Origin of the sequence: Alkalilimnicola ehrlichii MLHE-1 (genome assembly GCF_000014785.1) — a bacterium.
GTDB lineage: Bacteria > Pseudomonadota > Gammaproteobacteria > Nitrococcales > Halorhodospiraceae > Alkalilimnicola > Alkalilimnicola ehrlichii.
Window position 1 is genome coordinate 448,672 of sequence record NC_008340.1, and the last position, 19,236, is coordinate 467,907.

Below are 19,236 nucleotides of genomic sequence, written 5' to 3' on the forward strand. Positions count from 1 at the left end.
GCCACGCCACCACCGACCCATGCCCATGGGGGGAAGGAGAATGAACCGCCCGGCAACGCTTGGAATGGCCCTGCTGCTGGCCCTGCTGCTCAGCGCCTGCGGCTGGCAACTGCGCGGCGTTGGCGGCGGTGCCGCCGGTCTTGATGGCACCGCGGTCTACGTGGCCGGCAGCCCGGCGCGGGCGTTGCAGGACGCCGTGGACGAGGGCCTGTCGGTGAGCGGCGCGCGGCAGGTGGATAGCGCGGAGGCCGCCGACCTGGTGCTGCGCATCGTCGGCGACGCCCGCGAGCGGCGGACCCTGACCGTGGACCGCGATATCCGCGCGCGGGAGTACGAACTGCGTTACCGCCTGACCTTCGAACTGGACAACGCCGACGGCGAACACCTGCTGGCACGCAGCCAGGTCAACGCCGTCCGCGGCTTCCGCGCCGATCGGGACGACCCGGTGGGCACCGAGGGGCGTGAGGAGGAGTTGCTCATCGACCTGCGCCGGGACGCCGTGCGCCTGATGCTGCTGCAGGTCGCGGCCCACCGGGACGCCGAGCCGATCACCGACGACAACGCCGCAGCGGCGGACTGACCGTGCAGATCAAACCCCACGACATCGCCCGCCACCTCGAGCGCGACCTGCTGCCCGCCTACCTGGTGGCCGGCGATGAGCCGCTGCTCATCCAGGAGAGTGTGGACGCCATCCGCGCCACGGCCCGGGCGCAGGGCTACGACGAGCGCGAGGTGCTGGAGGTGGAGCCCGGCTTCGAGTGGGAGCGGCTGCACCACGCTGCCGGCAACCTCTCGTTGTTCTCCGAGCGGCGGCTGATCGAACTGCGCCTGCCCGACGGCAAGCCCGGCAGCCAGGGCGCCAAGGCCATCCAGGGCTACTGCCGGCAGGCGCCGCCCGACACCCTGCTGCTGGTGATCAGCGGCCGGTTGCCCGGAAAGACGCGGCAGAGCGCCTGGGTGAAGGCCCTGGAGGGGTTGGGGGCGATGGTGTACTGCTGGCCCGTGGGCGGGCATGAGTTCCCCGGCTGGCTGCGCCGGCGGCTTCAGGCCCACGGCCTGCAGCCCAGTGACGACGCCGTGGACCTTCTGGTGGCGCGCTCCGAGGGCAATCTGCTGGCCGCCAACCAGGAGATCGAAAAGCTGGCCCTGCTGCACGGCAGCGGTCCGTTGGATGGCGATACCGCCGCCGCTGCGGTGGCGGACAGCGCCCGCTATGAGCTCAACGACCTGGGTGACGCCATGCTGGCGGGCGAGCGCGGCCGCGCTTACCACGTGCTGCAGGGCTTGCGCGAGGAGGGCACGGCGGCCCCGCTGGTCCTCTGGGCCCTGGCCCGGGACCTGCGGGCGGTGGCCGACCTGCGCTGCAAGCGCCCGCCGCGACCGGAGTGGGAGCGCTTCCTGCGGGCCCACGGTGTCTTCAAACCGCGGGTGCCGCGGGTGGTGGGCGCCGCCCGGCGGGGCCGGCGCGAGGACTGGCTGCACCTGCTGGCCCGCTGTGCCGGCGTGGACCGCACCGTCAAGGGGGTCGGCGAGGGCCGGCCCTGGGATGAACTGGCCCGGCTGGTGGACGCCGCCGCCCGCCTGGCCGCGGCGGGATGAGTCTGGCCCGCACAGCATATAAACTACCCGGTAGGTACCGTCACCCCAAGCCAACAGGACGAACCTCAGCCTCATGACCGAAGACATCCGTGCTTACATGCAGACCCTGGGCCGGCAGGCCCGCGAGGCCGCTCGCGAGATGGCTCGTGCCGACACCGGCCACAAGAACGCCGCGCTCCATGCCATGGCGGACGCCCTGGAGGAGCACGCCGGTGATCTCAAGCGCGCCAACGCCGACGACCTGGAGAACGGCCGCGCCAACAACCTGGACCCGGCCCTGCTGGACCGCCTGGAGTTGAACGATGAGCGCATCCACGGCATGGCCGAGGGGCTGCGCCAGATCGCCGCGTTGCCTGATCCGGTGGGGGCCATCCGTGATCTGGCCTTCCGCCCCTCCGGCATTCAGGTGGGCCGGATGCGGGTGCCGCTGGGGGTCATCGGCATTATCTACGAATCGCGCCCCAATGTGACCGCCGACGCCGCCGCCCTCTGCCTGAAGAGCGGCAATGCCGCGATCCTGCGCGGCGGTTCCGAGGCCCGCCACTCCAACGCCGCCATCGCCGCCTGCGTGCGCGCCGGGCTGAAGCGCGCCGGGCTGCCCGGAGAGGCCGTGCAGGTGGTGGAGACCACCGACCGGGCCGCCGTCGGCGAGCTGATCCGCATGGACGAGTACGTGGACGTGCTGGTGCCGCGCGGGGGCAAGGGCCTGATTGAGCGGATCACCGCCGAGGCCACCGTACCGGTGATCAAGCACCTGGACGGGATCTGCCACGTCTACATCGACGACTCCGCCGACCCGGCGAAGGCCATCAGCGTGGCCTACAACGCCAAGACCCAGCGGCTGGGGACCTGCAACACCATGGAGACCCTGCTGGTGGCCGAGGCCATCGCCGAGCGGGTGCTGCCCGAATTGGCCCGCCGCTACCGCGAGTCGGAGGTGGAGCTGCGCGGCTGTGAGGCCACCCGCCGGCTGATCCCGGATGCGGTGCCGGCCACCAAGGAGGACTGGTCCACCGAGTACCTGGACGCCATCGTCTCCATCCGCATCGTGCCCGGCCTCGATGAGGCCATCGAGCATATCGCCCGGCACAGCTCCGGCCACACCGAGAGCATCCTCACCGAGGACTGGTCCCGGGCCCGGCGGTTCCTGCGCGAGGTGGACTCCAGCTCGGTGATGGTCAACGCCTCCACCCGTTTCGCCGATGGCTTCGAGTACGGCCTGGGGGCGGAGATCGGGATCAGCACCGACAAGCTGCACGCCCGCGGCCCGGTCGGTCTTGAGGGGCTGACCACCGAGAAGTTCATCGTGCTCGGCGACGGCCACATCCGCGAATAGCGCTATCGTGACCGAGCCCCGAGCACTGACCGGCCGCACCCCGCTGGGCCTGTTTGGCGGTACCTTCGACCCGGTGCACTACGGCCACCTGCGCCCGGCGCTGGAGGCCCAGCAGGCGCTGGGCCTGGCCAGCGTCCGCCTGCTGCCCTGCCGGCTTCCGCCCCACCGCGCCCGGCCCGGCCGCGATGCCGGCCAGCGGCTGGATCTGCTGCGGTTGGGCGCCCGCGAGGTGCCGGGCTTCCGGGTGGACGATCGCGAGCTGCACCGCTCCGGCCCCTCCTACACGGTGGACACCCTGCGCCACCTGCGCCAGGAGCAGGGTTCGGCGCGGCCGTTGGTGCTCCTGATGGGGGCGGACAGCCTGGCCGGGCTGGGGCGCTGGCACCGCTGGCGGGAGCTTTTCGACTATGCCCACGTGGTGGTGCTGGACCGCCCGGGCCACGCCTCCCAACCGGACGGTGAGGTGGCCGCCGAGGTGGCCGGGCGCTGGCTGGATGGGCCCGGGGCGCTGCGGGACGCCCCCGCCGGCGGTTTCTACCGGCTGCCGGTCACCCCGCTGGCGATCTCCGCCACCCGCATCCGCCGGCTGTTGGCCCAGGGCCGGTCGGTGCGGTTTCTGCTCCCCGAGGCGGTGCGCCGCCATATCCATCAGCAAGGCCTGTACGGTTATCCGCAGGTGTGAGGACTGCATTGCATGAGTAAAGCCGAGATCACCCTGGAACAGCTGGAGACCCTGCTGCGCGAGGCCCTGGAGGACATCAAGGCCGAGGACGTGGTGTGCCTGGATGTGCGGGGACGGACCCCCATGACCGACCTGATTGTGGTGGCCACCGGCCGTTCCACCCGCCACGTGGCCTCGGTGGCCGACAGCGTCGCCGACGATCTGCGTGAGCACGGCATCCGCCCGTTGGGCGTCGAGGGTCAGCCGGGTTCAGAGTGGATACTGCTGGACCTGGGCGACGCGGTGCTGCACGTGATGACGCCGGAGGCGCGGGACTTCTACCGCCTGGAGCGGCTCTGGAGCGTGGAGGAGCACGGCGAGGCGGCCCAGGGCGGCCGCGACTGAGCGGTGCGTATCCGCTTGATCAGCGTCGGCGGGCGCATGCCCGGCTGGGCCGCCGAGGGCTACCGGGAATACGCCCAGCGGTTGGGCGGCGGGATCAGCCTGGAGCTGGTGGAGATCCCCCTGGGGCGGCGGGGCAAGGGGGCCGACCCCCGCCGGGCCCTGGACGAGGAGGGGCGGCGGATGCTCAAGGCCCTGGGTGACGAACAGGTGGTGGCCCTGGACGTCCGCGGCAAGGCCTGGGACACCCCGGCGCTGGCCCGTGAACTGGACGGCTGGCTGCACGACGGCCGCGACCTGGCCCTGCTGGTGGGCGGGCCCGACGGCCTGCACCCGGACTGCCTGGCCCGCGCCGAGCGCCGCTGGTCGCTCTCGCCGCTGACCTTCCCCCACATGCTGGTCCGGGTGCTGCTGGCCGAGCAGCTCTACCGGGCCTGGAGCCTGCTCCAGGGGCATCCCTACCACCGGGCCTGAGCAGCGCTGCGACACCGGGCCCGGTGGAGCGGGGCGCCACTTCTTGCTAACCTGCCCTGGCGATCCAAACGGCCGGGTCGACCGCCCGGGCCACCAGCCGCCATTCCGCGTGGCCGCGATGCGCCGGGCGGTATCCTCGTCCCGCAGAAGGAGCTTGCGCCGTGAGTTACCTTTCCTGGTCCAGCGATCTGGACACTGGTATCGACGCCATCGACAAGCAGCACCGGCGTATTGTCGAGTACATCAATCAGCTCGAGGACGCCCGCAGCCAGGGCGATCGCGCGCTGATCGGCGAGGTGCTCGAGGGGCTGGTGGACTACACCCAGTCCCACTTCGCCTTCGAGGAGCAGATGATGGAGGACGCGGGCTACCCGCTGCTGCGGGGGCACCGGCGGGTCCATCAGTTGTTCATCAAACAGGTGGGGGAGTACTGCCGCCGCTTCGACGCCGGCGAGGACGTGGCCGAAGAGCTGCTCAATCTGCTGCAGCGCTGGCTGTTCAACCACATCAGGCATGACGATGCAGCCTACGTGGACGACGTCAAGGCCAACATGCAGGCCCTGGAGCGCGACGAGGCGGGCGACGGCGCAAAGAAGGAGGGCTGGCTGGCGCGCAATCTGCGGCGCTTCTTCGGCCGTGGCCACTGATCCCGGCCAGATAACAAGAGCTGACACCCGAGGATGGTCATGCAACCGGAATATCGACCGCACATCTATCTTGCATCGAATTCGCCACGACGACGAGAACTGCTCGATCGCATCGGCGTTCACTACGCCTGGATGGACCCGGGGGTGGATGAGGTGCTCGGCGAGGACGAGAGCCCCGAAGTGTTTGTGCTGCGTATCGCGCTGGAGAAGGCGCGCGCCGGCTACCGCAGTCTGCAGGAGGACCCCGAGCGTGAGTTGCTGCCGGTGATGGGCGCCGACACCGTCGTGGTGCTGGACAATGAGCTCCTGGGCAAGCCGCGCGGCCGCGAGCACGGCCTGGAGATGCTCCAGTCCCTGTCCGGAACCACCCATCGGGTGCTTACCGGCGTGGCCCTGGTGGACGACCGGGAGGCCACCCGGCTGTCGGTCAGCCATGTGACCTTCCGTGAGCTCGAGCGCGCCGAGATCGAGCGCTACTGGGCCACCGGCGAGCCCCAAGACAAGGCGGGCGGCTACGCGATTCAGGGCCGCGCCGCCGTGTTCGTCGAGCACCTGGAGGGCAGTTACTCCGGCGTGATGGGACTGCCCCTGTTCGAAGCCGCCCAGTTACTGGACGAGTTTGAAATCGACTACCAACGGCACTGGTAGGCGTGGCCCAGGAAATCCTGATCAACGTCACCCCGCGCGAGACGCGGGTCGCCCTGGTTGAAAACGGGGTGCTCCAGGAGTTGCACCTGGAGCGGGCCCGCCGGCGGGGGCTGGTGGGCAATCTCTACAAAGGCCGGGTGGTGCGTGTGCTGCCGGGGATGCAGGCGGCCTTCATCGAGGCTGGACTCGAGCGCACCGCCTTCCTGCACGCCTCCGACATCGCCCGCGCCGAGCCCGCCCCGGTGGGGGACGAACCGAATGGCCGGCCGCCCCCCCTGCCCATCGACGAGCTGCTCACCGAGGGCCAGGAGGTCGTGGTCCAGGTGCTGAAGGACCCGATTGGCAGCAAGGGGGCGCGGCTGACCACCCATATCACCATCCCCTCCCGATACCTGGTCCTGGCCCCGGGCAGTCGTGCCCTGGGCGTCTCCGCCCGGGTGGAGGATCCGGCGGAGCGCGAGCGCCTGCGCGCCATCGGCGAGTCGCTGCTGGCCGACCGCGGCGATATGGGCATCATCGTGCGCACCGCCGCCGAACAGGTGGCCGAGGAGGCCCTGCGGGCCGATTTCGACTTCCTGCTGCGGCTCTGGCAGTCCATCAGTGAGCGGGCCGCGCATGCCTCTGCCGGTCAGCGGGTGCATGAGGACCTCCCGCTCACCGTGCGCGCCATGCGCGATCTGGCCGGCAGCGAGGTGGAGCGGGTGCGGGTGGACTCGCGGGAGAACTACCTCAACGTGGTCTCCTTCTGCCGCCGCTTCCTGCCCGAGATGGCGCCGCGGGTGGAGTATTACCCCGGCGAGCGGCCGCTGTTCGACCTCTACAACATTGAGGACGAGATCCTGCGCGCGCTCAATCGCCGGGTGCCGCTCAAATCCGGCGGGCATCTGGTGATCGACCAGACCGAGGCCATGACCACCGTGGACGTCAACACCGGCGCCTACGTTGGCCACCGCACCCTGGAAGAGACCATCTTCAAGACCAACCTGGAGGCTGCCCAGGCCATTGCCCGCCAGCTTCGCCTGCGCAATCTGGGCGGCATCATCATCGTCGATTTCATCGACATGGTGGAGGAGGAGCACAAGCGCCAGGTGCTGCGGGCGCTCGAGAAGGCCCTGCAGAAGGACCACGCCAAGACCCAGATCAGCGGCGTCTCGGCCCTCGGGTTGGTGGAGATGACCCGCAAGCGCACCCGGGAGAGCCTGGAACATCAGCTCTGCGAATCTTGTCCAACCTGCGGTGGCCGCGGTTCGGTGAAAAGCGCCGAGACGGTCAGCTACGAGATCTTCCGCGAGATCCTCCGCGAGGCCCGTCAGTTCGAGTCCCGCCGCCTGGTGGTGCTGGCGGCCACCGAGGTGGTGGACCTGCTGCTCGAGGACGAGAGTACCAGCCTCGCACAACTGGAAGAGTTCATCGGTCGCCCCATCGAACTGCAGGCCGAGAGCCTGTACACCCAGGAACAGTTCGATGTGGTGCTCATGTAAGGTGCGGCCCGCGCGCCCGTCAGGGGCTGGGTGGGTCGTACAGGCCTGAACGGGGCCGGAGAGTCGCCCTTGCATCCAGCGTTCACTGACAAGCTTCCCGGCTATGCCCTGCGCGCCCTCGCCCTGGGCCTGCTGTTGCTGGCCCTGGTGTTGTGGACCCTGCGTCTGGCGTTGCCGGCCCTGGTGCCCGACTACCGGGCCACCCTGGAACTGCGACTGGCCGAGGAACTGGATCAGCCGGTGGCGGTGGAAGCGCTCCGGCTCGACTGGCAGGGCTGGCGGCCGGTGCTGTACGCCGACGGCGTCGAGGTGGGCCCCGACGATCAGGCCCTGGGGTTTCAGGCCCTGCGCGTGGAGCTGGCCCCGGTCGCGAGCCTGGTGCACTGGCAGCCGGTGGTGCGGGACCTGGCGCTGGTGGGGTTGCGCCTGGAGGCCGGGCTGGACGAGCGCGGCCGGCCGGTGGTCCGGGGGCTGGAGGGGCTGACCCTGGCCGAAGAGCCCTTCGATCTGGAGCGGCTTGCCGACTTCGACTGGTCTTTACTGCCCGCGGGCATGCGCCTGGAGGACGCCGAGGTGCTTTGGCACGGCGCCGATGGCCGGCTCTGGCGCCTGCCCGGGGTGGCGCGGCTGGAGCGCGATGCCCGCAGGCTGCGCGCGGCGGTGACGCTGGAGCCGCCGGAGGCCCTGGGCGGGGGGCTTCAGGGTCGGCTGGAGCTGGACCTGAGCGGCCGCGGGACGCTGCCCGGTGGTCGGTTTCACCTGGAGGGCCGGCGCCTGGTCCTGGACGCCCTTCCGGGGCTGCTGCCGAGCCCGGAGACCGCCTACCGGCTCTATGGCGACGCCGACCTGACCCTGTGGGGGGAGTGGACCGGTGGCGCGGGCTCGGTTACCGGCGATTTCCAGTTGCTGGATCTGGAATGGCGGCGCGAGGCCGATGCCGAGGTTCAGCTGCTCGCTCACCGGCTGGCCGGACAGGCCCGTTGGTCGGGGACACCCGCCGGCTGGCGTGTCGATGTCAACGACCTGGTCATGGCGCGCCCGGACCAGGACTGGGCGGCCCAGGATGCGGCCTTCAGCCATCGGCGGACGGCAGAGGGCGTGCTGGCACTGGGGGCGGTGTTCGACCGGGCGCACCTGGACGATCTGGTCCGACTCGCCGAACTGAGCCCGGGCATGGACCGGGACTGGATGCAACGGCTGCACAGCGCGGCCCCCTATGGCGAGCTGCGGGATGCCCACCTGCGTCTGCGACTGGGCCCGGAGGGCGACCTCCAGCGCCTGGACTCGGCCGCCCGTTTCCACGGCGTGGGGATGGCGCCGGTCGGCCCGGTACCGGGCATCGGACCGCTGGATGGCCATTTCCGCACCACCGAGGAGGGCGGTCAGGGGGCCGTCAGCGCCCATGGCGCGGCGCTGGACTTCCCCCACCTGTTCCCCGAGACCATCCCGGTGACCGAGGCCCGTGCCGACCTGCGCTGGTGGCTGGAGGGCGAGGGCCACTACCGGCTGGACGTGGACGATATCGCGCTGGAAAACCCGGATGCCCGTGCCGAGGGCGCCCTTAGTCTCGCCGGCCGACCCGGCGAGCCGCCGTGGATGCGCCTGCGGGCCGAGGCCTGGGACGGTGACGCCAGCCGCACCGCCCGCTACCTGCCGCTCCGCCACCTGCCGCCGGCCGCCCGGGAGTGGGTGGCGGCGGCGGTGATTGGCGGTGAGGTCACCGAGGCCCGGGTCCATTGGGATGGGCCGCTCTCGGGCGAGCGCTTTCGCCAGGGCGAGGTGGCGTTCCAGGCCGGCGGCCGGGTCATCGACGGGGAACTGGCCTATCAGCCGGACTGGCCACGCCTGACCGGGGCCGAGGCCGAGCTGGATTTCCGGGGGCGGTCCATGCACATCCGCGGCCATGGGGGCCGGCTCGCGGGCACGAGCGTGCAGCGGGTGGAGGTGACCCTCGCCGACCTCTTCGAGCCGGTGCTCGCGGTCCAGGGCGAGGTCCACGGCAGCGGTGAGGCCTACCTGGACTATCTGCGCCAGATGCCCTTGACCGCCCGCCTGCTCAACGACGTGGTGCCCATGGCACTGGACGGCGACCACGACCTGACCCTGGCACTGGCCATACCGCTGCGCAACTTCGATCCGAACCGGGTGCGTCTGGACGGGCGGTTGCAACTGGGCGAGGGGGCCAACTACCGCCTGCCGCGCTGGGATCTGGCCTTCAACAACGTGGTCGGTGAGGTGCATTTCGATGAGCGCGGATTGCGCATCAGCGACTTGCAGGCGCGCTATCTCGGCCACCCGCTGCGGGTGGAGGCCGAGACCGACGAGCAGCGGATCCGGCTGCGCGGGCGTACCCGGGGGGCACCGGGCGCGCTCTTTCCGCAGGTCGGCCTGCCCGAGGGCTGGCTCCACGGTGAACCCGCCTGGCAGGCCGAACTGCAGTTGCCCAACTTCCGGCCCGACCAGGGGCCGGACGACGTGCGCCTGCGCCTGAGCAGCGCCCTGGAGGAGCTGGCCGTGGATCTGCCCGAGCCGCTGGGCAAACCCGCCGGCGAGCCCCGCGACCTGACCCTGGAGGCGCGGATCGATGAGGACGGGCTGGGCCCGGTGCGCTGGCGTTACCACGACACCCTCAACGGTGTGCTGGCACTGGACCCGGAGCGTGGCGCGGTGCCGCGAATGGCCGTCCGGCTCGGTACCGAGCCGGCCTCGCTGCCCGCCGAGCGGAGCTGGCTGGTCCGCGGCCGGGTGCCTCCAGTGGCCGTGGACCCCTGGCTGGACTGGCTCGAGCAGCACACCGCAGCGACCGGGCAGGAGCGGCCCGAATGGCCCGAGGACCTGCCGCCGCTGGGGCTGGATCTGCACTTTGAGCGTCTCGACCTGGGGGCGCTGGCGCTGAGCGGGCAGCGACTGGTCCTGGCCGCCGACGCGCACCCCGACTGGCGGCTGCAGTTGGATGGGCCGATACGCGGTGGGGTGTTTTGGCCGTTGGCCCCGGACGCCGCGACGCCGATGCGTGCGGATCTCGAACGCGTGGACTTGGACCTGGACCTGCTCACCGGGGACCGGGAGGAGCGGGCCGCAGAGCCTGCGGACGGACCGGAGCCCTTGCGCCCCGGCCGGCTGCCCCACATGGACCTGTCCATCGGGCAACTGGTCATCGATCGCCGCGATCTCGGGCGCCTGGACCTGCGGGTGACGCCGGAGGGGGACAGCGCCCGGTTTGAGTCGATCCGGCTGGACACGCCCAGTTTCGCCCTGCAGGGCGACATGGCCTGGCATTATCGCGACGGGGGCCACCGCACCGAGCTGAAAAGCCGCCTGCAGGGCGAGCGTGCCGGGGACATCCTGGCCACCCTGGGCTACCTGCCCTCCGTCAGCCGCGGCCGCACCGAGATCGACAACGACGTGGCCTGGGACAACCTGCCCCACCGCTTTACCCTGGCCGAGATGGAGGGGGCGGTCTCGCTGCGCATCGACGACGGGCAGATCCCCGACCTCAGCCCGGGCGCCGGGCGCCTGTTCGGGCTGCTCAGTGTCACCACCCTGCCGCGTCGCCTGGCGCTGGATTTCTCCGATATCTTCGGCCGCGGCTTTGCCTTCGACAGCCTGCGCGCCGACCTGGAACTGGTCGACGGTCAGGCGCACATCCAGCGGTTCGACATCGACGGCCCGGCCGCCAAGCTGGCCATCGAGGGCCGCATTGGCCTGCGCGACCGCGACTACGACCAGACCGTCCAGGTGACGCCCCGCCTGGGGGCCACCATGCCGCTGGTGGGCTTCATCGTCGGCGGCCCGGTGGGTGCGGCTGCCGGGTGGCTGGCCGATCGGGTGGCGGGAGATGAGGTGGAGCGTGCAACCCGGTACAGTTATCGGGTGACGGGGCCATGGGATGACCCCAAAGTGGAGCGCAGGGGCGCGGACCGGCCCGACGCCGGTGTACCGCCGGCCTGGGCAGATTGAACCGGCAGATTGGAGAGCGGGAAGATGGCGATTAGGGACGACAAGCGGGTGCGCGCGGCTGCGGTGCAGATGGCCTCGGGCCCGAATCTGGCCGGCAATCTCGCCGAGGTCGAGCGGCTGATCGGCCAGGCGGCCGAGCAGGGCGCGGAGCTGGTGGGCCTGCCGGAGAACTTTGCCCTCATGGGGCGCCGGGAGGCCGATAAACTGGACGTGGCCGAGAGCGACGGTGAGGGGCCCATCCAGGACCTGCTGGCCAAGCTCGCCAGCCGCCACCGCATCCACCTGGTGGCCGGTACCCTCCCCCTGCGCAGCGAGAACCCCGGCAAGGTGCGGGCCGCCTGCCTGCTCTACGGTCCCGATGGCCGTCGCCTGGGCCGATACGACAAGGTGCACCTTTTCGACGTCGGCGTCAGCCCGACCGAGGCCTACCGCGAGTCCGACACCCTGGAGCCCGGCTCTCGCGCGGTGGTGGTGGAGACCGAGCTGGGCCGCATCGGCCTGGCGGTCTGTTACGATGTCCGATTCCCGGAACAGTTCCGGGAGATGGCGCGGCAGGGGATGGAGATCCTGGTCCTCCCCTCCGCGTTCACCGCCGTCACCGGTGCCGCCCACTGGCGCACGCTGGTCACCGCCCGGGCCATCGAGAACCTCTGCTTTACGGTGGCCCCCGATCAGGGCGGGCGCCATGCCAGCGGGCGGGAAACCTACGGCGACAGCCTCATCGTCGACCCCTGGGGCAGCGTGCTGGCCAGCCGCGCCAAGGGGGCCGGTGTGGTGGTCGCCGATCTCGACCTGCACCGCCAGGCCGAGATCCGCCGCCGCTTTCCGGCGCTGACACACCGTAAATTCTGAATCGCGACACCGACAGCGGGGCCTTGCCCCCCGGAGCTGAGCCATGAGCGCAGTAGTCGACCGACTGGACATCGCCCGGCAACGGATACTGGCGCCGGCCGGGTTGGAGGAGCAGCACCTGGAGCAGGCCTTTGCCCGGCTGATGGGCCCGGGCGTCGATGCCGCCGACATCTATTTCCAGAGCGCCCGCAGCGAGGGCTGGGTGATGGAGGACGGCCGGGTCCGTGAAGGCACCCGCGGCATCGACCAGGGCGTGGGCGTGCGGGCGATCAGTGGCGAGCAGAGCGGGTTCGCCTACTCGGACGAGATCGTCCTGCCGGCGCTGATGGAGGCCTCGGGCAGCGCCCGTGCCATCGCCCGCAGCGGCCAGAGCGGCCGGCTGCAGGCCTGGCACCGTGGCGAGGGCCACGCCCTCTATCCCACCGACAACCCCCTGGACGGGCTGAGCGCCGACGACAAGGTGGCCCTGCTCAAGGCCGTGGACGCCGAGGCCCGGGCCCAGGACCCGCGGGTCGAGCAGGTCATCGCCACCCTCGGTGGCGTCCACGAGACCATGCTCGTCGCCTGCGCCGACGGCACCCTGGCCGCCGACGTTCGCCCGCTGGTGCGTTTCAACGTCAGCGTCCTGGTCCGCGAGGGCGACCGGCGCGAGAACGGCATGTGCGGGGGCGGCGGCCGGGTGAGCTACAGCTTCTTCCTCGACCAGGACCGCGCCCTGGGCTATGCCCGCGAGGCCGTCCGCCAGGCCCTGGTCAACCTGGAGGCCGAGGAGGCCCCGGCCGGCTCCATGCCTGTCGTGCTCGGCCCCGGCTGGCCCGGCGTGCTGCTCCACGAGGCCGTGGGCCACGGCCTGGAGGGCGACTTCAACCGCAAGGGCACCTCCGCCTTCGCCGGACGCATGGGCGAACGTGTCGCCTCACCGCTGTGCACCGTGGTCGACGACGGCACCCTGGCCAACCGCCGCGGTTCGCTCAACGTCGACGACGAGGGCACCCCCACCCGCTGCACTACCCTGATCGAAAAGGGCGTACTCAAGGGCTTCATGCAGGACAAGCTCAACGCCCGCCTGATGGGCACAGCCTCCACCGGCAACTGCCGGCGAGAATCCTTCGCCCACCTGCCCATGCCGCGGATGACCAACACCTACATGCTCCCCGGCCCCCACGACCCGGAGGAGATTATCCGCTCGGTGGACCACGGCCTCTACGCCGTCAACTTCGGCGGCGGCCAGGTGGACATCACCTCCGGCAAGTTCGTCTTCTCCGCTAGCGAGGCCTACCTCATCGAGAAGGGCCGGATCACCACCCCGGTCAAGGGCGCCACCCTAATCGGCAACGGCCCCGACGTCCTCACCCGCGTCAGCATGGTCGGCAACGACCTGAAACTCGACGGCGGCATCGGCGTCTGCGGCAAGGAGGGCCAGAGCGTCCCGGTCGGCGTGGGCCAGCCGACCCTCAAGGTCGACGCCCTCACCGTGGGCGGCACCCGCGGCTGACCCACGCCCACGACCGGCGAGGGCAGCGAACCTGGAAAATGCCGGCGGGGGTTGCGGTCGAGGTGGTGCGATGATCGGGCCGGGCGACTTTGCGCACCGAGCAACGCAGTAAAAAGGCGGAGAAAAGGCGCGCCTGTCCGAGCGAAGCGAGTTCGCGCCGCCGCCTTTTTACGAGTAGCGCAGGGGACCCCGAAGGGGTGCGCAAGTGGAGCCCGGCCCGATCATCGCACCACCCCGACCGCAGCCCCCGCAATCAGCGAAGCCAAAGGACAGCGGAATGACCAATACCGTCACGCACAGCAGTCGTACCTCAGGCCTCCCCGCCAGCGCCGACATGGAGGCCCTCATCCAACAGGCCCTGGACACCGCCCGCACCCTGGGCGCCACCGGCGCCGAGGCCGGCCTCGCCTTCGATCTCGGCCTCTCCGTCAACGTCCGCAAGGGCGAAGTCGACACCTTGGAACACCACCGGGACCGCGGCCTCAGCGTCACCGTCTACTTCGGCCAGCGCAAGGGCAGCGCCAACACCGCCGACTTCCGCCCCGAATCCATCCGCGAGACCGTCCAGGCCGCCTGCGACATCGCCCGCTACACCTCCGAGGACCCCGCCCACGGCCTCGCCGACCCCGAACTCATGCCCCGCCAGGTCCCCGAGCTGGACCTGGAACACCCCTGGGCCCTGAACCCGGAAGAGGCCATCGACCTCGCCCGCCGCTGCGAAGCCGCCGGGCTGGCGGAAAAAGGCATCACCAACTCCGAGGGCGCGGGCGTGGCCACCCACCACACCCTCCGGGTCTACGGCAACAGCCACGGCTTCCTCGGCCACTACGCCGGCACCCGCCACAGCATGAACTGCGTCATGGTCGCCGGCGAGGGCGACCACATGCAGCGGGACTACTGGTACACCGTCGACCGCGTCCCCGAGGCCCTGGAACGGGCCGAGGACGTCGGTCGCGAGGCGGCCCGGCGCACCCTGGCGCGAATGGGCGCCCGCCAACTGGGCACCCGGCGGGTGCCGGTCCTGTTCGCCCCGCCCATGGCCCGGGGACTCATCGGCCACTTTATCGGCGCCATTCGCGGCGGCGCCCTCTACCGCAAGGCCTCCTTCCTGCTCGACCAGTTGGGCCAGCCGGTCTTCCCGGACTTCGTGCAGATGCGGGAAGAGCCCCACCGCCCGCGTGGCCTGGGCAGCGTGCCCTTCGACCATGAGGGCGTGGCCACCCGCGAGCGGACATTGGTGCGCGACGGCGTGCTGCAGGGCTACGTGCTGGACAGCTACTCCGCCCGCCGCCTGGGCATGCAGACCACCGGCAACGCCGGCGGCGTGCACAACCTGGTGGTGGAACCAGGCCCCGACGACCAGGCCGCCCTGCTCAAGCGCATGGGGACCGGGCTACTGGTCACGGAGATGATGGGGCAGGGGGTTAACCCGGTCACCGGCGACTACTCGCGGGGGGCTACCGGCTTCTGGGTCGAGGATGGCGAGATCGCCCACCCGGTGCAGGAGATCACCGTGGCCGGCAATCTGCGGGAGATGTACGCCGGACTCACCGCGGTGGGTTGCGACGTGGACCGGCGCGGCAACATCCACACCGGCTCGCTGCTGGTGGATGCGATGACCGTCGCCGGCGAATGAGCCGGCGCCCGGGCTGCGCACCCGGGCCGCGCGGGCCCGGGGCAGGCCCCCGGGGGAGGGGTCGCGTTCAGCGGCGATCGTCCAGCTTGCCGAAGCGGGTGGCGAGCACCTTCTCCAGCTTGCTGATGGCCGAACGGGCGGCGTCGTAGACGTCCTCCTCGGTGGCGCTGGCCATCACCGGATCGAGCCCATTGGGGCGGGCCTCGATGCGCACCTCCTTGTTGACGCCGCCCTTGGGCCCGTTCGTGTCGCTCATGTGGATCTCCAGGCGGGTCAGGCGATCCCCGAAGCGCTTCTCCAGCGTGCCCAGGCTCTCCTTGATGTGCTGCTCCAGGGCGTCCGAGTGGTGAACACCGTCGCCGGGGTTGATCTGAATCTGCATGTCGTCTCCTTAGTGTCAGGTCGGGGCCCGCCGCCGGTCGTTCAGCGACGGCGGGCCGGTCGATTCGGTTGATGGTCAATCAGTTAAAGCGGCTGAGGGCCAGCGGGGCCATGTCCAGCGCAGGGGGCTCACCTGATAGCTGCTGCGCCAGCAGGTGCGACACCCCGCAGGCGAACGTCCAACCCAGGTGGCCGGTGCCGCTGTTGAGGTACAGGTTGGGCACCGGCGTCGCGCCGATGATCGGCGGCCCGTCCATGCTCATGGGGCGCAGCCCGCACCAGTCCTCCCGTGTCTCGGGGGCGATATGATCCCGCAAACCGGGGAACGTCGCCAGTACGTTGTTGAGGACATTGTCACAGCGCGCCGGGCGCAGTGACAAATCGTAACCGGCGAACTCGGCGGTGCCGGCCATGCGTATCCGGTCGCCGAGCCGGGCCATGACCACCTTGCGTTCGTCGTCGATCATGGGGATGCGCGGTGCACCCTCCCAGTCCGGGGTATGCAGGGTGACCGAATAGCCCTTGACCGGATAGATTGGCACCCGCAGGCCCAGCGGTCGGGTCAGCAACGGGGTGTAGCTGCCCGCCGCCAGGACCCAGGCATCCGCCTCGATCTCGCCCCGGTTGGTGCGGGCGGCGACGATGCGGCCGGCCTCCAGCCGCCAGTCCTCCACCGCGGTGTCGTTGAGCAGGCTGACCCCGTGGCGCTCGGCCGCCAGCGCCGCCAGCCGCCGGGTGAACAGGCAGGCGTCGCCGCTCTCATCCTCCGGGTAGTAGATGGCGCCCGCCAACTGTGCCCGGGCATCGCCGTAGGCCGGGTCCAGTGCCACCGTTTGGTCCGGGTCCAGCACCTGGTAGCGCACCCCCGCCTCCGCCATCAGGGTGGAGGCCTGCACCGCGCTCTCAAAGGCGGTGCGGTCGTTGAAGACCTTGAGGATGCCTTCCTGGCGGTCGTCATAGCGCAGGCCGGTCTCGGCACGCAGGGCGCGCAGCCGCTCCAGGCTGTGGACCGCCAGCCGGGCGTTCACCGCCAGGCTGTGCTCATGGTGCCGGCGGCGGCTGTAGCGCAGAAAGCCCAGACCCCAGCGGATCAACCCCGGCACCGCCCGTGGCCGCACCAGCAGTGGGGAGTTCTCGCGGCCGATCCAACGGATCAGGTCCCAGAACACCCCGGGCCCGTTCCAGGGTTCGGCGTGACTGGCGTGCAGCAGGCCGCCGTTGGCGTGACTGGTCTCGTCGGCCATTGCCGGCGCGCGGTCGACGACCGTGACCGCGTGGCCGGCCTCCGCCAGGTACCACGCGGTCGTGATGCCGATCACGCCGCCGCCCACCACTGTCACCTTCATCGCGCCTCCTTTTGGACCGGATAGGCCGGGTATTTCAGTTGATCAGGTTATACACCCATTGGACAAGCCTTGTGATGGGGATGTATCCACAGAACCTGTGGATAACATTGTGGAGGAATCGGGGACACCGGCCGCAAAGCCATGAGAGACAAGGCGGGCTTCAAATTGATGCAACATTGATCAAGTCAGATTTGGTCATTGAAAAACAATGGGTTACCCGTTTGTGTCCGTTTCGGGGGCGAACAATCAAGCACTTGTGGCGCCTTGATCGCCACTGTACCCGCTGTGTGCATAAACATCGCGCGAAAGCTGTATGGGGATACAGTGTCCGGGGGTCACAGGGCGAGCAGCCCATCAATGATCACCGCCACCCCGGATAGGGTGCAGAGGGCGAGCAGGGCCGGGCGCAGGCGTCCGGCATCCACCCAGCCGATGGCGTGGCGGGAGAGGGCCAGCCCGGCCAGGGCGGCGGGTGTCAGGGCCAGTGAAAGGAGCAGTTCGTGGTGGCCGTAATGGCCCAGCAGGGTCAGACCGGCCAGCGACATGACGGTGCCGACCAAAAAGAACCCGCCGAGATTGGCGCGCACCTGGTCACCCCGGGCGTTCTGGTAGACCAGCGCCATCGGCGGGCCGCCGATGGAGGTGCTGGTGCCCATGAAGCCGGACAGCAATCCGGCGGTGATCAGCGTGTTGCGGGTCGGGGTGATGTGCCAGCGGGCGAGGCTCGCGGCGACGCCCAGCAGCACCGCGCCACCCAGGATCAGCGACAACAGGGTGGAGGTGGCGAAACTTAGCACCCACAGGGCCAGGAGCATGCCCGGGACGCGCCCCAGCAGGGCGCTGCCCATCTCGCCGATGGCCAGCCCGGCGCGGTTGCGCCAGAGGATGATCACCGAGATGACCATGGCCAGGAACAGCACCGGGCCCGGCACCAGGTCGGGGTGGATGAGGAACAGCAACGGCGCCACGGCCAGGGCCAGGCCGAAGCCCAGCGCCCCCTGGATAAAGCAGCCGAAGGCCACCAGGAGGGAGGCGAGCAGGAGCTGAAGCAGGCTGAGTTCCACGTGACGCCCTTGCGGTGGTTGCGAAAGGCGTCGGATTATACCAATCGGCGTCAGTCGGCGGGGCGGAGCCGCAAGAGGGGCGTGCTACTGCGGTCCGGGAGGACGTAGAGATGGCCCTTGGGACCGACCCGCACGTCGCGGATGCGCCAGCCGAGTCCTTGCAGCAGGCGCTCCTGCTCCACCACGTCGGTGCCGTCCAGGCGCAACCGTTCCAGGTGGCGGTGGGCCAGGGCCCCGACGAACAGATCACCCTGCCACTCCGGGAAGGCGTCGGCGTAGTAGAAGGCCATGCCGGAGGGGGCGATGGAGGGCGTCCAGTGGTGGATGGGGGGTTCCATGCCTGCCACCGGCGGGTCGGGGGCGATCTCCGGGCCGTGGTACTCGGTACCGAAGGTGGCCTCCGGCCAGCCGAAGTTGAGGCCCGGGCGCGGCAGGTTGATCTCGTCACCGCCGCGCGGGCCGTGTTCGTGCAGCCAGAGCACCCGGGTCTCCGGGTGCAGGGTCATGCCCTGGGCGTTGCGGTGGCCGTAGCTGTAGATGGCGGGCTCGGCGCCCTCGTCATCCACGAAGGGGTTGTCCGCGGGGATGCCGCCGTCGTCGTGCAGCCGCAGCAGTTTGCCGTGGTGGTTGTCCAACTGCTGTGCGCGCTCGCGCCGGCCGCGGTCGCCCATGGTCATAAAGAGATAGCCGTCGTCGTCAAAGACGATCCGCGAGCCGAAGTGGCGGCCGCCGCCGGAGTAGGGGGTGGCCGCGTACAGCAGCTCGAAGTCACGCAGGGTGTCGCCATCCAGCACACCGCGGCCCAGGTGGGTGGTCATGCCGCCGCGGCCGTAGGCGGAGTAGGTGAGGTAGACGTAGCGGTTGGTGTCGAAGTCCGGGTGCAGGGCGATGTCGAGCATACCGCCCTGGCCGGTGGCGGCGACGTCCGGGGTGCCCTCGATACGCCGGCGCTCACCGGTCCCGGCGTCGACGCGCTGCAGCCGTCCCGGGCGCTCGGTGACCAGCAGGTCGCCGTCGGGCAGGAAGGCGAGCCCCCAGGGGTGGCTGAAGCCCTGGCCCAGGCGTTCGATCTCGAAGCGGTGGTGCTGGCTGTTCTCAACGTCGGTGGCCGGTGCCAGCGTGGGGGCGGTCAGGGCGGTGAACCCGAGGCCGATCAGGATGAGGGTGCTGCTTCTGCACATGGGCCGCTCCCGGGTTGGGCGGTGACAAGCGAATGATTGCCAGGGCCTGCCTCTAGGGTAGTCGGGTTTTGCC

The 19,236-nt window shown here is 70.4% G+C and carries 17 protein-coding genes; 13 read left to right on the forward strand and 4 right to left on the reverse strand.

Translation table 11 applies throughout. The annotated features are described in order from the left end of the window. Nucleotides 1–40: 40 nt before the first annotated feature. From MLG_RS02015 to pmbA, 13 genes are all read left to right on the forward strand, one after another. Nucleotides 41–580: an LPS-assembly lipoprotein LptE gene (locus MLG_RS02015; RefSeq protein ID WP_011628151.1), complete on the forward strand. Its 540-nt coding sequence runs from the start codon at nucleotides 41–43 to the stop codon at nucleotides 578–580. Nucleotides 581–582: 2 nt separating this feature from the next. Continuing rightward, entirely contained in the window at nucleotides 583–1,599 is a 1,017-nt protein-coding gene (holA, locus tag MLG_RS02020; RefSeq protein ID WP_011628152.1) for a DNA polymerase III subunit delta, read from the forward strand. 73 nt (nucleotides 1,600–1,672) lie between these two features. After that, a complete protein-coding gene (locus MLG_RS02025; RefSeq protein ID WP_011628153.1) occupies nucleotides 1,673–2,935 on the forward strand; it encodes a glutamate-5-semialdehyde dehydrogenase in 1,263 nt (420 codons plus the stop codon). Nucleotides 2,936–2,942: 7 nt separating this feature from the next. After that, on the forward strand, nucleotides 2,943–3,617 hold the full coding sequence (gene nadD, locus MLG_RS02030) for a nicotinate-nucleotide adenylyltransferase (protein WP_011628154.1): 675 nt from the start codon (nucleotides 2,943–2,945) through the stop codon (nucleotides 3,615–3,617). 12 nt (nucleotides 3,618–3,629) lie between these two features. Then, nucleotides 3,630–4,001 (forward strand): ribosome silencing factor, encoded by a 372-nt coding sequence (rsfS, locus tag MLG_RS02035; RefSeq protein ID WP_011628155.1) that lies wholly within the window; start codon nucleotides 3,630–3,632, stop codon nucleotides 3,999–4,001. A gap of 3 nt (nucleotides 4,002–4,004) precedes the next feature. Continuing rightward, the gene (gene rlmH / locus MLG_RS02040) at nucleotides 4,005–4,472 is read left to right on the forward strand and encodes a 23S rRNA (pseudouridine(1915)-N(3))-methyltransferase RlmH (protein ID WP_011628156.1); all 468 of its coding nucleotides are present in this window, start codon (nucleotides 4,005–4,007) and stop codon (nucleotides 4,470–4,472) included. A 161-nt stretch (nucleotides 4,473–4,633) separates the two neighbouring features. Next, a complete protein-coding gene (locus MLG_RS02045) occupies nucleotides 4,634–5,119 on the forward strand; it encodes a bacteriohemerythrin (protein WP_011628157.1) in 486 nt (161 codons plus the stop codon). Between the two features lie 39 nt (nucleotides 5,120–5,158). Beyond that, the gene (locus MLG_RS02050) at nucleotides 5,159–5,767 is read left to right on the forward strand and encodes a Maf family protein (RefSeq protein WP_011628158.1); all 609 of its coding nucleotides are present in this window, start codon (nucleotides 5,159–5,161) and stop codon (nucleotides 5,765–5,767) included. A gap of 2 nt (nucleotides 5,768–5,769) precedes the next feature. Continuing rightward, the gene (rng, locus tag MLG_RS02055; RefSeq protein ID WP_011628159.1) at nucleotides 5,770–7,248 is read left to right on the forward strand and encodes a ribonuclease G; all 1,479 of its coding nucleotides are present in this window, start codon (nucleotides 5,770–5,772) and stop codon (nucleotides 7,246–7,248) included. Between the two features lie 69 nt (nucleotides 7,249–7,317). Next, on the forward strand, nucleotides 7,318–11,208 hold the full coding sequence (locus tag MLG_RS02060; protein ID WP_041717875.1) for a YhdP family protein: 3,891 nt from the start codon (nucleotides 7,318–7,320) through the stop codon (nucleotides 11,206–11,208). Nucleotides 11,209–11,232: 24 nt separating this feature from the next. After that, nucleotides 11,233–12,060, forward strand: a complete 828-nt coding sequence (locus tag MLG_RS02065) for a carbon-nitrogen hydrolase family protein (RefSeq protein ID WP_011628161.1) — start codon at nucleotides 11,233–11,235, stop codon at nucleotides 12,058–12,060. A 43-nt stretch (nucleotides 12,061–12,103) separates the two neighbouring features. After that, nucleotides 12,104–13,555 carry a metalloprotease TldD gene (gene tldD, locus MLG_RS02070; RefSeq protein ID WP_011628162.1) on the forward strand — a complete coding sequence of 484 codons (1,452 nt, stop codon included), beginning with the start codon at nucleotides 12,104–12,106 and terminating at the stop codon, nucleotides 13,553–13,555. A 277-nt stretch (nucleotides 13,556–13,832) separates the two neighbouring features. Beyond that, nucleotides 13,833–15,191, forward strand: coding sequence for a metalloprotease PmbA (pmbA, locus tag MLG_RS02075; protein WP_011628163.1), 1,359 nt, complete (start codon nucleotides 13,833–13,835; stop codon nucleotides 15,189–15,191). Between the two features lie 67 nt (nucleotides 15,192–15,258). Here pmbA and MLG_RS02080 read toward each other — a convergent pair whose 3' ends face one another. The 4 genes from MLG_RS02080 to MLG_RS02095 form a co-directional block, all read right to left on the reverse strand. Beyond that, complete coding sequence (locus MLG_RS02080; RefSeq protein WP_011628164.1) at nucleotides 15,259–15,573, reverse strand: HPF/RaiA family ribosome-associated protein; 315 nt, start codon at nucleotides 15,571–15,573, stop codon at nucleotides 15,259–15,261. 79 nt (nucleotides 15,574–15,652) lie between these two features. Continuing rightward, nucleotides 15,653–16,918: a D-amino acid dehydrogenase gene (locus MLG_RS02085; protein ID WP_011628165.1), complete on the reverse strand. Its 1,266-nt coding sequence runs from the start codon at nucleotides 16,916–16,918 to the stop codon at nucleotides 15,653–15,655. 335 nt (nucleotides 16,919–17,253) lie between these two features. Next, nucleotides 17,254–17,982, reverse strand: a complete 729-nt coding sequence (locus tag MLG_RS02090; protein WP_011628166.1) for a sulfite exporter TauE/SafE family protein — start codon at nucleotides 17,980–17,982, stop codon at nucleotides 17,254–17,256. Between the two features lie 50 nt (nucleotides 17,983–18,032). Beyond that, nucleotides 18,033–19,163, reverse strand: coding sequence for a PQQ-dependent sugar dehydrogenase (locus MLG_RS02095; RefSeq protein ID WP_011628167.1), 1,131 nt, complete (start codon nucleotides 19,161–19,163; stop codon nucleotides 18,033–18,035). Nucleotides 19,164–19,236: the final 73 nt, after the last annotated feature.